Here is an 11,802-nt window from a genome sequence, read left to right as displayed (position 1 = left end):
TTATGGTTCAATTAATTAATTGATACACAGAGAAAGAAGTGATATAATTGTTTTGCGAGACACTTTCTTCTTTGTGTTGAGGTGTTTTACCCTACAGGTATTGGCGTACCTGTGGGGTGTTTTTTTGTTCGGGATTTACTGAATTTTAAGGATGCGTTCAATTGCACGTTTGTCCACTTCATCAGCTTTACGAAATGCAAGAATCATATCTATTTCATGGGTTGTAACTTCAATTCCATCCCAACCTGTGTATGATCTTGCATCAGTTAAGCCCAATATATAGGCTGATGGTACATTTAAAGCTTCAGCAATCTTATCAACTTGTTCCTTTTTAGGCTCTCTAACAAGTGTTTCATATCCCACATATGTTGTATATGGAATACCAATTAAGTCGGACATCTGTTTTTTCGTTAATCCCCGTTCTTCTCTTAATTTCTTAAGGTTTTCACATAGCATATTTTTCACCTCGCTTTTAGAATAACACAAACTGCGTAAAAGTCAATAATATTATTCAAAACGAGTAAAAAAGCACTTGACAATTACGCGAAACGAGTATAATATGAAGTTATAAATACTCAATATGAGTAAAAAAGTGAGGTGATAAAATGAAACTCAATATTAAAAATCTTGATTTAGCGCTGGCTAACGCGTGTCTATCAGTCAATGAATTATCCAAGCTATCAGGTGTCAATATAACTACGTTATCAAGAATTAGAAAGGGTACACAAGAGCCAATGCCTAAAACAATCGGTAAATTAGCAAGAGCACTTAAATGTAAAACGGAAGATCTAATTGAAGATTAACTGTTGCGCTGCGCAACAGGGAAATAGCTTACCAAAATAAGTTAAGAAATTATGAAAAAGCTATTGACAAATAATATTGAATTAGGTGCATGATGTTTTCAGAAAGGAAATTATTATATGAGTATGCAAGAATGCATTCAGATGATGGACAAGTTAGTCACTAAAGAAGAACAAAAGCTGGGTGTAAATAGTCCTGAATTCATGAAAAGACATGAAGAGATTATAAACGAATGTAATAGACAGTTATTACATGATCTAATGTTGGAGCAAAGGGAAGGAGTGTAGAGAATGGCTAAAGCAATTAATTATTATACTGTAGAAGATGTACAAGCATTATTAGGGGTTAGTTCTTCCAAGGCCTATCAGATTATAAGACAACTTAATAATGAGCTTAAGTCGCAAGGTTTTATTGTGGTTATGGGAAAAACACCCAAGAAATATTTTAATGAAAAGTTTTATTGTGATGAATCAGAAGTAAATAAGCAACTTAATATGGCAGGTGATTAGGTGCCGGACAAGCAATCATTTTATCAGGAAATCAATGAAATTACGGTATTTAATGAGGAGTTCTTCAAGAAGGTGTACGCGTATAGCGTATGTGATGAATTATTTATTCCTGCCGTAGTTGCCAAATTAATTGGTATAGGCCGGAAGGATGTTATAGAAGATTATAATAAATGGCTTGCCAAATGGAAAGCCGAAGATGATAAAGTCATAAAAAAGGTTGCCAGATGGTATATAAAGGAGTGTGATAGGGAATTTGAGAAATTTCAAAAAGAACAGCAGGGAAAGGCGGTGGAAAAGTGGAAAGAAAGCTTGCAGAATTTGACCAGCGAGGACTTGATCCGGATGTTGTAAGTGAACTAAATAAGAGAGGGATAGTTGTATCGATCAATAAATCTGGTTTTGTCCCTTTTGACCCTTTTGTCCCACCTAATGTAAATCAATTAATGGAGTTTCCTTTAGATACATTACCTCCAACTATTCAGGAATATACAAAAGCGGTAGCAGAATCGTTACAAGTATCTATTGATATGGTAGCAGTAACTATTTTAGGGATTACAGCTTTATGCATACAGGGTGAATTTAAGGTACAGCCCAAAGCAGACTGGCAGGAACCATTAAACCTGTACATATTAATTGTTGCCAGGCCATCAGAGAGGAAAACCCCGGTAATGAAAGAAGTGGCAAGACCTGTCTATAATTACGTGAATACTATTAATGAGAAAAAACAATCTGAAATATGTGAATATAGTATAAAACGGGATGTTTTATCTAAGAAAGTAGCTCACTTAAAGGAATCTGTTGTGAAAAATAAAAAAGGGGTATCAATGCAAGATATATTAGATACTCAAAAGGAACTTGAAGAATTGGAGGAGGTATTACCCTTGAGAATTATAGTAGATGATATTACAACTGAAGCTCTTGTAAGGGTAATGAAAGAAAATGATGAGCGTATTTCCATAGTAACTGCTGAGGGTGGGATATTTGGTATGTTGGCTGGAAGATATAATAATCAACCAAATATCGATATTGTTCTTAAAGCATATTCAGGTGAACCATATACATCTGATAGAATCGGTAGGAAAGGTGAAAGTTTGAGCAATCCATTGCTTACACTGCTAATCATGACTCAGCCTGTCGTTGTAGATGAAGCTATGCAAAATAAGGAGTTCAGAGAGAGGGGATTACTTGCTAGATTTCTGTATTCTTTACCAGCTTCAAGAATAGGAAACAGGAAGTATAATTCTCAACCTATAAATCCAGAGATAAGAAAATCATATGATAATCTTATAAATGAACTACTTTCTATAAGAGATTGGAAATTTGAACAAAGGGAAATTAAGTTCAGTAGCGAAGCTGACACTTTAAGTGAAGAATTTGCCAATGAGATAGAGAGGAAACTGCTGGATGATTTTGAAAAGATTGAGGATTGGGCTGGTAAGTTTCATGGACAGGTAATGCGCATCGCTGGAATACTCCATTGCATTAAATATATTGTGAAGTCGCCAACTACTAAATTAGAAGGACAAACAATGAAAGAAGCTATAAAAGTCGGAAGATACTTTCTTAATCATGCGATTGCATCTTTCAGGATAGCAGGACTAGCAGATCCCAAAGAGACTAAGGATGCAAAGTATATTCTTAAACGTATCGACAAAAGGGACAAAAGGGACAAAAGCATTACTAAAAGGGAATTATTTCGCCTATGCGATGGGAGATTTAAAAAAGTGGAAGATATGCAGCCAGGGTTGGACGAGCTTGTGAAACATGGATATATTCGAATTTACAAGAATAATACAACTGGTGGCAGACCTACGGAAGTCATTGAAATGAATCCAGAGTATGAAGGGCAAAAGGAAGGAGTTAAACTTAATGGCACAATTTGAATATATAAACGGCAGTCATATTAACAAAGATATTATTAAGGAGTTTTATCAAACAACTGACAGGAAGGTTGTAATAAAGTATAAAGACGGAACCAGTGAAAAAGTCCCCGATTCATATTTGAACTTTTTATCTGGTGAAAACTTTATAATTCAGGTGATTCCATGTGTGAAAACCTTGTATGCTGCATTTGGTAAAAATGGGGACATTGTCGGTGAAGATACTGTATATTATTTGGGCTTATGTGCAGATGGAAATGTCAGAGGATTAATATGCAATGAAAATTACTTTGAAATCGCAGATACAGTTTCTAATTTTGTGGGACTATTTGAGACAAGCCAATATAAGGAAGAGGTAAAATAATATGGATCACTCAACACAGTGTTTAATAGAAGAATTATCAAAAATATGTAAGGCTATTGAGGATACCAATTATGAATTAGTACGTTTGAATGATAGCATTGAGAATGTAACCGGTACATTTAAGAATAGGGCATTCCTAAATGTCGTAGCTTCTATTCATGAGGAATAGGGATATTGAGCTTAAAGAACAAAAAAGTTAATTAATCTATTGACTTAACCTTTGAGATTATAAGAAAGTAATATTAAGAAAATGAAAGGAGTTAATAGTGAATCATTATAATAAAAATGCCCTTACCAGTGCACCACCACCAGTAAAGGCAAAGTAACCCGTCAACAGCTAGGCTAATAAGCCGGTTACACCTATAATATTATCATTGGTGGAGCTCCGGCGCAAGTAGAAGGAGAAAATTGTATGATAAAAGCATTAACAATTAAAGAAATGGCACAGCTGCCATACATAGAAAGACTAGGCGATTTAAAAACTTTATCAATGTTTTATGATCCTGCAGATGATCAGGTTATACTTAATTCAGATCATGAAAATTATGAAATATACAATATGTTAGCAGCATCATATTTAACTGCAGATTGTGACAAAAGAGAGAGGCTTAAGACAAAAATAAAATCCCGCTTTCCGGAAGAAATTGATCTATTGGAAAAGGTTATACAAATTAGGCTTAAGAAAGAATTGAATAATCCGGAAAGAATAAAAAAGCAGTATAAGAAAGAGTTTAAAGAGCCAGAAGAAAGAAGGTGTCTTTATGAGCATTATAATCAAGGTATCTTATGAAACGGACACAGAGCTTAAGACAGTACTTACTCTCCTGGATCCAATCATAAAGGAATGGCATAAGGCCAGCGAAAAGAAAGGCAGATATGATAGAGTATATATTAAAACCAATTCCAAAGGGGGACAAGCATAATGGAAACATCGGCAAAACAGTATAGGAAGCTTTCAGAAGCTATTATTACATCTCTTTCTAATTGTGCATCTGATGAAGATAACGTTGTGTATTGGAGAAGAGTATACACTTTTTTAAAGGCAATGACAGATGCAGAAGTTGTAATTTCAAAAGGTGAATTAATAGTTCGGGTAAATGGAGTTGCTACAATAGTTGAAGATAAATAATAGTCTTACATAGAGTTCAAAGAATAAATTAAAGGGTTAGTTTGTCATTGCAAATGATAGACCGACCTTTAATTTTTCAAAACGACGAATAGATGATACGCAACATTTACAAAACAAACGAAACAAACTCGAATACCTGATAATTCATTGTAAATGCTAATGTTGTACGCTGTATTTGTATGCGAACGTTGCACACAAAACGTTCGGAACGTTGCATACTTTTTTCGGAACGTTGCACCCCCAAGAAACCCTAAGGCATGTGCTAAGAAATGCTAAGGTTGAATGTTAAGAATTGTTAAGGTGAGATGTTAACCTTTGTTAATCTGTAAAGCTTGATATTAAGTAAGAAAATATTGCAATTATTATTCTATATGTTATAATACAATTAGAATAAATAAATACTTAAGTACCCCAATGACTTGCAACATTGGAAGTCTTATTTAAGAGACGTGGGAATGATTGGAGATATACTCCGGTTGTTCTTGCGTCTTTTTTATTTATTCTTTCCTTCTCCACTCCATAGATAGGGGTTAGGCTCCTGGGTATGATCCTAAAATGCCTAAATCAGTCCACCGAGGACGTTAAACAGAAAGGGAAATTAAATGGATAATGAACAGAACACAAACCCTACAGAGGGGCAATCACAAGAGGTAAAGACCTTCACCCAGGATGAAGTTAATAAGATCGTTGGTGAGAGGTTAGCAAAGGAAAAGACGAAGCTTGAACAAGCCGTCACCTTAAGAGAGCAGGAACTCAATAAAAGGGAACTGAATCTTAAGGCTAAGGAGCTGCTAACGGAAAAGGGATTACCGCTTGAAATACTCGAAGCGCTGAACTACAGTAACGAGGATTCTTTAAACAATTCAATCAGTATCATAGAAAAACAATTAAAGAAAGATGCCCCGCCTATAGTTCAGGGAAGAGAACCTGTACGTAATGGAGTTTCCTATTCAGCACAAAATGGTAGCTCACCGTCTCTGGATAACAATATTCGAAAGGCATTCGGGCTGTAGAGGTAATTAATATATGGCTATACAATTAGTAACACAGTTTAAACAAAGCGTAGACGAACTATTCACAAAGGAGAGCAAGAAAAGCTTGCTAACCAATCAGAACTATGATTTTAACGGTGCTCATACTATCAAGGTGTATAAGGTAGGTACCGCAGATATGAATGATTATGACCGTTCCGGTACCGGCACAGGAGTAACCGGATCCCGATATGGTACAGTGCAGGGACTGGATGCGACAACGGAAGAGTTTACACTCACAAAAGACCGCTCCTTCACATTCGCTATTGATAAGTTGGATACAGACGAAACCGCTCAACAGGTAGCAGCAGCTTCCGCCCTGGCTAGACAGTTAAGGGAAGTAGTTATTCCTGAAGTGGATACCCGTGTTTATGGTGTGATGTGCGATAAGGCAGGCACAAAGCCTGCTGTCATAGCATTAACAGCTGACAATATCTATGATGAAATCGTAAAGGCTAATAACACTCTCGACAATGCAGACGTACCAGAAACAGAGCGTGTACTGGTGGTTACACCGGATACATATGTCTTGATGAAGAAATCCAAGGATATTGTTATGGAAACGGATATCGGCAATGATTTAAGGCTTAAGGGTGTTATTGCCATGATTGACGGTGCGGTAGTAATTAAAGTACCAGCGCCAAGACTTCCGGAAGATTTCGGTTTCATGCTTGCCCATCCAGTAGCAACGGTAGCACCCACTAAGTTAGAGGATTATAAAATACATCAGGACCCACCGGGTATTAGTGGTTCATTGGTAGAAGGTCGTATCAACTATGACGCTTTCATTCTTGATAACAAAGTAAAGGCCATTTACTACCAAACTAAAGAATAATAATATGCCCCTCCTGGCTCACTGTCAGCTTGCGAGGGGCTGCCAAAGAGTGTTTAGAGGAAATGCTTGCCTTGGTGAATGCAGCACTGGAAGCAGATTAATTTAATGTTCCTATATGGCTTCCATCTGGTATGTCCAGGGAGCCTTTTTAGGTATCCGATAGATTAGCAGGGCTGTATTGAGTGCGTGAAAGGCAGACGGTATAGTATCCTCATTAATAACAATAAAAAATCGAAAAGGAGATAATTATGGCTACAAGATTAAAGTTTGACGTATCCGGTCTGAAGGAGTTTGAAAAGCAGCTTAAACAGCTTCAGGAAGAAGATATGCAACGGTTTAACGAGCAGATGGTAAAAGAATTGGCTGCCAGATCACTGGCTAATTTAATTGAGCGAACACCGGTAGGAGTATATGATAAGCCTGTGCAATTCACCACTAAGGACGGAAAAGAGGTATCGTTTACGCCCCATACAGGTAAACAGGGTGGGACTTTAAGGCGAGGATGGACTTCATCTAAAGAGAGTGAGGCGGCCACTGGAACCGGGGACGGTAAAGATAAAATTAAAGAACATACGGATTTATTAAAAGTAAAAAAAGTTGGAGATACATATGAGATTGAAATTACTAACCCCGTCAACTATGCCTCTTGGGTTGAAACAGGACATAGAATCTATTTAAAGGATAGTATAGGATGGGTTGACGGAAAATTCATGGTAAAGATTACTGAAGAAGAAATGGAATCTCAAGGGCCTGCAATTATTGAAAGGAGACTAAAAGCTTTTCTTAAAGAACATTTGGGTTAGACCGTTCTGACGTCGCAACACAGATTTGTGTTTACTCTTAGCAAGACAATAGTTAAGTTTAGTGGCGCCGGCGCCAGTAGCCAGTTTCGCCAGCGAAACAAAAAGGTAAATAAGTGTTCTGACATCAGAACGGGCATTAATGGGAGTTGATAACATGAGTAATGAAGAATTGGTACAATTAATACAAGAGGGTATGGATCCAACTGAAAACATGGGAAAGCTTTACTTGCAGAATCAAGGGCTTATCTATTCTACTATAAAAGTATTCCGCTATGCCTGCCAGGCTGACTATAACAGTACTCCAATCATAGAAGCGGATGAATTAATGCATGAAGCTTATTTTGGACTGGTTAAGGCTGCAGAGAGCTATGATTCCGGCCAGGGAATCTTATTCATGTCTTATGCTATGGTTTGTATTAAACAGGCTGTAAAACGATTCCTTGATAACTGTGGTCGGGTAGTCCGGGTACCGGTGCATACCCAGGAGAAGATTTACCGGTATAACCAGGTATCAGCTTATTACCTGCAGAACTTCAACCGGCTGCCATCCATTCAGGAATATGCCATGTGGTTACATATATCTGAAGGGGGTATAGAGAAGCTGCAGCGTTTCATGTTCCAGGATAAAGTAAAAAGCCTGGATGTTACTTTCCCTGGTACTGAAAAAGATGATATAACTGTGGGTGATACTTTGGCAAGTGATATTGATATAGAAAGTGATGTAATAGAAAAGGTTGCCCAGGAACAACTTGAATCTGAATTATGGGACAGAGTAAGCGAGGTGCTTAAGCATGATAAAATGGTAACAGTACTACGTTATCGCTTTATAGACAGGCTTTCATTGGATGAGACAAGTAAACGGATGGGTATTACTCGGGAAATGGTTAGACAATACGAAGTCCGGGCACTAAGGCGGTTAAGATGTAACAGCAAGACTAAGAGAATGTTTGAGGGTTATCTGACAGCATGAAAACACACACAGAAAGGAGATTATAGCTATTGAAAAGAAATCATGAACATTACATAGATAAAACAGCATATGAAGCCATTAGGAGGGCAGACAGGACAAGGAAGAAGCCCAGACCCTGGGGTGACAGACTGACTTATACGGTGGGGGAAGTATTGGCTTTGATACTACTTTGATACTAAAAACTTTTTAAAAGCGTTTTTTCATTAAATAATACGAATAAAATATATAAAGAAAGCTGATAAAACAAGCATTTATAATAAGGAAGAAACTCTGTTTAGTAAAGTTGCTACTATCGTTGGATAATACAATCTGATAACTGATAAATATAAAATCCCCTGCTTTTGCAGGGGATTTTTTTGAATGTTCTTAGCCTCTGCAGCTAGATATTTCCTTATTTCTAACGGAAAACTTAAATTTGACAGTTTTCTTCTAAAATATAAAAATTTCCTTTGAATTATTCCAAAAATATGTATATAATGATATAGAGTATGTTTAAATGGTATGGTATTGGAAAAAATAGAAAAGAAGACAAAAACGGGAAAAGAATTTTGTGTAACAGAGTCCAATTAATAAATATGGCCAATTATATTTAAACATCAGGAAAAGAATAGCAGATAAAAATAAAATTGATAAATCCGATAGACAAGCTAGTTATATATTTATACCAGAAGAAGAAAACGGGTATCACAAGAATTGAAAGGAGAACTATAATATGCTAGGCAGTGATATAGGAATTGATTTAGGTACCGCAAGTGTTTTAGTTTATATGAAGGGCAAAGGGGTTGTTTTGAAAGAACCTTCTGTTGTTGCATTTGACAGGGATACCAATAAAATAAAAGCAATTGGTGAGGAAGCAAGATTAATGCTTGGTAGAACACCTGGTAATATTGTTGCGGTAAGACCTTTAAGACAGGGTGTTATTTCTGATTATACAGTGACAGAAAAGATGCTTAAGTACTTTATTCAAAAAGCGGTAGGTAAGCAACGTTTCCGTAAGCCTAGAATCAGCGTTTGCGTTCCAAGTGGTGTAACAGAAGTTGAGAAGAAGGCAGTAGAAGATGCTACCTATCAGGCTGGTGCAAGAGAAGTTGCAATTATTGAAGAACCAATTGCAGCTGCCATTGGAGCGGGTATCGATATATCCAGGCCATGCGGTAATATGATTGTTGATATAGGCGGCGGTACTTCTGACATAGCGGTTATTTCTTTAGGTGGTACTGTAGTAAGTACTTCTATTAAGATAGCTGGTGATGATTTTGATGAAGCCATTGTCAGATATATGCGTAAGAAACATAACTTATTAATCGGTGAGAGAACGGCAGAAGATATTAAGATTAAAATCGGTTCTGCTTACAAAAGACCAGAGACAGTGACAATGGATGTCAGAGGCCGTAATCTGGTTACCGGTTTACCTAAAACAATTACTGTTTCTTCCGATGAGACAGAAGAAGCATTAAGAGAAACTACTTCTCAAATTGTAGAAGCTGTTCATAGTGTATTAGAAAAGACTCCACCTGAATTAGCTGCAGATATTGCTGACAGAGGTATTGTGCTAACAGGCGGCGGATGTTTATTATATGGTTTGGAAGAATTAATTGAAGAAAAGACTGGAATTACAACTATGACAGCAGAAGATCCTATGACAGCAGTTGCCATTGGAACCGGTAAATTTGTAGAATTCTTAAGCGGAAAAAGAGACTAAATTAAAAGATATAAAAAGCCAAAGAGATAAAATCATAAAAATATTAATAAAAATTTCATTTTGTACGATATATATATTAAGTTATTTTATTACGAAAGCATAACCATGGAAAGGGAGAACATATGGTAAGAGGATTATATACTGCATGGACCGGAATGGCAAATGAACAGAAGCGTTTAGATATTATATCGAATAACCTAGCCAACGCTGCTACAGTAGGATACAAACAAGACAATGTTACCTCGCAGTCATTTGATGACGTTCTAACTATTAAAATAAAGGATGCATCTGAATTATTTCATGAAAGACCAATCGGTAAGATGAAATTGGGTGTAAAATTAGGAGAGGTATATACGGATTTTGGACAAGGTTCCTTAAGAGAAACCAGTAATACCTTTGATGTGGCTTTGGAAGGGAAAGGATTCTTTCAGGTATCCGTAGCCGATAAGAATGGTAATGAACAAACTTTTTACACTCGTGATGGTTCATTTACCATGACCCATGAAGGAAATATTGTTGATATGAACGGTAACAAACTGATAGGTGAAGGCGGTAACATTTCAGTTCCGGTTGATGCATCGGACATTGTTATCGATACAGACGGCTCTGTATTTGCAGATGGTGTACTTGTAGATAAAATATTAATTACTGATTTTGAAGATTATAATTACCTTAAGAAATATGGTGAAAATATGTACAGTTTGGTAGAGGGAGGAACCCAGATACCTTCTGAGGCATCTGTACACCAGGGATTTACAGAACAATCCAATGTAAATGTTGTAGCTGAAATGGTTGATATGATTGCTATTACAAGAGCTTATGAAGCAAACCAAAAAGTAATTCAAACCGTGGACAATACTTTAGAGCAGGCAGCTTCTGTAGGTAAGGTATGATAATAAGTGTAATAAATTATTTTTAGATAATATTTAACTGATGTACAAAAGAAAGGACTTGAGAAGATTATGATGCGTTCACTTTGGACAGCAGCATCTGGTATGCAGACACAGCAGACCAATGTTGATACTATATCTAATAACTTAGCTAATATTAATACAACAGGTTATAAAAAAGAAGCAGCACAATTTAAATCTTTATTATATCAAACTATTCAGGCAAACTCTACGGATGCCAATGGTGAATTAAAGCCGGTGGGAATTCAGGCAGGCTTAGGTGTAAGAACCTCAGCTATTGTATCCAAGTACTCACAAGGAACTTTGCTTGAAACAGGCAATGATTATGATTTTGCAATACAAGGGCAAGGATTTTTTATGATTCAGATGGAAGACGGTAGTGTAGGGTATACCCGAAACGGTTCTTTTGGTCTTTCCATAGGTACAGAAGGTACTACCCTGGCAACTGCGGAAGGACGCCCGGTATTAGATACAGACGGTAATCCTATCGTGTTCCCTTCAGAGTATAATACCTCTTTAATTGAGATAGATGATAGAGGTAATTTTACTTATAAAGGCGAAACAGGAGAGGAAGAGCCACTCAAGATGCGAATTGGACTTGCTCAATTTAATAATCCGGCAGGTTTAGAAAAAGTATCCAATAGTATATTAAAACCTACAGAAAGTTCAGGGGAAGCCAGATTAGAAACAGAAGATCCTAATGTAACAGAAAGTAAAGTGATTCAAAGATACTTAGAAGGATCCAATGTGCAGGCAGTAAATGAGATGGTGGATTTAATTGTTGCCCAGAGAGCTTATGAAATGAACTCTAAGACAATAATAGCAACAGATGAAATGCTGCAGCAGGCCAACAATTTACGTAGATAA

At 36.7% G+C, this 11,802-nt stretch carries 19 protein-coding genes; 18 read left to right on the top strand and 1 reads right to left on the bottom strand.

What is annotated here, in order from left to right; all coding sequences use genetic code 11:
- Nucleotides 1-135: 135 nt before the first annotated feature.
- Complete coding sequence (locus tag RT261_RS12115; RefSeq protein ID WP_313132818.1) at nt 136-456, bottom strand: helix-turn-helix domain-containing protein; 321 nt, start codon at nt 454-456, stop codon at nt 136-138.
- Between the two features lie 149 nt (nt 457-605).
- On the opposite strand from RT261_RS12115, the gene RT261_RS12110 reads away from it, so the two are divergent.
- The 18 genes from RT261_RS12110 (at nt 606) to flgG (ending at nt 11,802) form a co-directional block, all read left to right on the top strand.
- On the top strand, nt 606-803 hold the full coding sequence (locus RT261_RS12110; RefSeq protein ID WP_313132816.1) for a helix-turn-helix domain-containing protein: 198 nt from the start codon (nt 606-608) through the stop codon (nt 801-803).
- A gap of 117 nt (nt 804-920) precedes the next feature.
- On the top strand, nt 921-1,088 hold the full coding sequence (locus RT261_RS12105) for a hypothetical protein (RefSeq protein WP_313132812.1): 168 nt from the start codon (nt 921-923) through the stop codon (nt 1,086-1,088).
- A 3-nt stretch (nt 1,089-1,091) separates the two neighbouring features.
- Nucleotides 1,092-1,310: a helix-turn-helix domain-containing protein gene (locus RT261_RS12100; protein WP_313132810.1), complete on the top strand. Its 219-nt coding sequence runs from the start codon at nt 1,092-1,094 to the stop codon at nt 1,308-1,310.
- A complete protein-coding gene (locus tag RT261_RS12095) occupies nt 1,311-1,661 on the top strand; it encodes a hypothetical protein (protein ID WP_313132807.1) in 351 nt (116 codons plus the stop codon).
- Nucleotides 1,607-3,193 carry a YfjI family protein gene (locus tag RT261_RS12090; RefSeq protein ID WP_313132803.1) on the top strand — a complete coding sequence of 529 codons (1,587 nt, stop codon included), beginning with the start codon at nt 1,607-1,609 and terminating at the stop codon, nt 3,191-3,193. Before RT261_RS12095 ends, RT261_RS12090 begins: the two co-directional genes overlap by 55 nt.
- On the top strand, nt 3,180-3,554 hold the full coding sequence (locus RT261_RS12085; RefSeq protein ID WP_313132801.1) for a hypothetical protein: 375 nt from the start codon (nt 3,180-3,182) through the stop codon (nt 3,552-3,554). The genes RT261_RS12090 and RT261_RS12085 overlap by 14 nt, the downstream gene beginning before the upstream one ends.
- 1 nt (nt 3,555) lies before the next feature.
- The gene (locus tag RT261_RS12080) at nt 3,556-3,723 is read left to right on the top strand and encodes a hypothetical protein (RefSeq protein WP_313132799.1); all 168 of its coding nucleotides are present in this window, start codon (nt 3,556-3,558) and stop codon (nt 3,721-3,723) included.
- A gap of 243 nt (nt 3,724-3,966) precedes the next feature.
- Complete coding sequence (locus RT261_RS12075) at nt 3,967-4,344, top strand: hypothetical protein (protein WP_313132796.1); 378 nt, start codon at nt 3,967-3,969, stop codon at nt 4,342-4,344.
- Nucleotides 4,316-4,477, top strand: coding sequence for a hypothetical protein (locus RT261_RS12070; protein ID WP_313132794.1), 162 nt, complete (start codon nt 4,316-4,318; stop codon nt 4,475-4,477). The genes RT261_RS12075 and RT261_RS12070 overlap by 29 nt, the downstream gene beginning before the upstream one ends.
- Complete coding sequence (locus RT261_RS12065) at nt 4,477-4,683, top strand: hypothetical protein (protein WP_313132792.1); 207 nt, start codon at nt 4,477-4,479, stop codon at nt 4,681-4,683. The genes RT261_RS12070 and RT261_RS12065 overlap by 1 nt, the downstream gene beginning before the upstream one ends.
- Before the next feature lie 602 nt (nt 4,684-5,285).
- Nucleotides 5,286-5,696: a DUF4355 domain-containing protein gene (locus RT261_RS12060; RefSeq protein ID WP_313132789.1), complete on the top strand. Its 411-nt coding sequence runs from the start codon at nt 5,286-5,288 to the stop codon at nt 5,694-5,696.
- A gap of 13 nt (nt 5,697-5,709) precedes the next feature.
- On the top strand, nt 5,710-6,549 hold the full coding sequence (locus RT261_RS12055) for an encapsulin (RefSeq protein ID WP_313132787.1): 840 nt from the start codon (nt 5,710-5,712) through the stop codon (nt 6,547-6,549).
- A 248-nt stretch (nt 6,550-6,797) separates the two neighbouring features.
- Nucleotides 6,798-7,352 carry an HK97 gp10 family phage protein gene (locus tag RT261_RS12050; protein WP_313132785.1) on the top strand — a complete coding sequence of 185 codons (555 nt, stop codon included), beginning with the start codon at nt 6,798-6,800 and terminating at the stop codon, nt 7,350-7,352.
- Nucleotides 7,353-7,506: 154 nt separating this feature from the next.
- Complete coding sequence (locus RT261_RS12045; protein ID WP_313132782.1) at nt 7,507-8,322, top strand: sigma-70 family RNA polymerase sigma factor; 816 nt, start codon at nt 7,507-7,509, stop codon at nt 8,320-8,322.
- 29 nt (nt 8,323-8,351) lie between these two features.
- A complete protein-coding gene (locus tag RT261_RS12040; RefSeq protein WP_313132781.1) occupies nt 8,352-8,495 on the top strand; it encodes a hypothetical protein in 144 nt (47 codons plus the stop codon).
- 539 nt (nt 8,496-9,034) lie between these two features.
- Entirely contained in the window at nt 9,035-10,024 is a 990-nt protein-coding gene (locus RT261_RS12035; RefSeq protein WP_091687704.1) for a rod shape-determining protein, read from the top strand.
- Between the two features lie 122 nt (nt 10,025-10,146).
- Nucleotides 10,147-10,917 carry a flagellar basal-body rod protein FlgF gene (gene flgF / locus RT261_RS12030; RefSeq protein ID WP_313132779.1) on the top strand — a complete coding sequence of 257 codons (771 nt, stop codon included), beginning with the start codon at nt 10,147-10,149 and terminating at the stop codon, nt 10,915-10,917.
- Between the two features lie 69 nt (nt 10,918-10,986).
- On the top strand, nt 10,987-11,802 hold the full coding sequence (flgG, locus tag RT261_RS12025; protein WP_313132777.1) for a flagellar basal-body rod protein FlgG: 816 nt from the start codon (nt 10,987-10,989) through the stop codon (nt 11,800-11,802).

This window comes from Anaerocolumna sp. (assembly GCF_032079385.1).
Classification (GTDB): Bacteria; Bacillota; Clostridia; order Lachnospirales; family Lachnospiraceae; genus Anaerocolumna.
This window is presented reverse-complemented; position numbering and strand designations above follow the sequence as displayed.

Coding starts and splice junctions, on each gene's coding strand:
- RT261_RS12045 (WP_313132782.1), top strand. CDS start 7,507: ATGAGTAATGAAGAATTGGTACAATTAATACAAGAGGGTATGGATCCA.
- RT261_RS12065 (WP_313132792.1), top strand. CDS start 4,477: ATGGAAACATCGGCAAAACAGTATAGGAAGCTTTCAGAAGCTATTATT.
- RT261_RS12080 (WP_313132799.1), top strand. CDS start 3,556: ATGGATCACTCAACACAGTGTTTAATAGAAGAATTATCAAAAATATGT.
- flgF (WP_313132779.1), top strand. CDS start 10,147: ATGGTAAGAGGATTATATACTGCATGGACCGGAATGGCAAATGAACAG.
- RT261_RS12060 (WP_313132789.1), top strand. CDS start 5,286: ATGGATAATGAACAGAACACAAACCCTACAGAGGGGCAATCACAAGAG.
- RT261_RS12100 (WP_313132810.1), top strand. CDS start 1,092: ATGGCTAAAGCAATTAATTATTATACTGTAGAAGATGTACAAGCATTA.
- RT261_RS12035 (WP_091687704.1), top strand. CDS start 9,035: ATGCTAGGCAGTGATATAGGAATTGATTTAGGTACCGCAAGTGTTTTA.
- RT261_RS12055 (WP_313132787.1), top strand. CDS start 5,710: ATGGCTATACAATTAGTAACACAGTTTAAACAAAGCGTAGACGAACTA.
- RT261_RS12110 (WP_313132816.1), top strand. CDS start 606: ATGAAACTCAATATTAAAAATCTTGATTTAGCGCTGGCTAACGCGTGT.
- RT261_RS12105 (WP_313132812.1), top strand. CDS start 921: ATGAGTATGCAAGAATGCATTCAGATGATGGACAAGTTAGTCACTAAA.
- RT261_RS12050 (WP_313132785.1), top strand. CDS start 6,798: ATGGCTACAAGATTAAAGTTTGACGTATCCGGTCTGAAGGAGTTTGAA.
- flgG (WP_313132777.1), top strand. CDS start 10,987: ATGATGCGTTCACTTTGGACAGCAGCATCTGGTATGCAGACACAGCAG.
- RT261_RS12070 (WP_313132794.1), top strand. CDS start 4,316: ATGAGCATTATAATCAAGGTATCTTATGAAACGGACACAGAGCTTAAG.
- RT261_RS12115 (WP_313132818.1), bottom strand. CDS start 456: ATGCTATGTGAAAACCTTAAGAAATTAAGAGAAGAACGGGGATTAACG.
- RT261_RS12085 (WP_313132801.1), top strand. CDS start 3,180: ATGGCACAATTTGAATATATAAACGGCAGTCATATTAACAAAGATATT.
- RT261_RS12075 (WP_313132796.1), top strand. CDS start 3,967: ATGATAAAAGCATTAACAATTAAAGAAATGGCACAGCTGCCATACATA.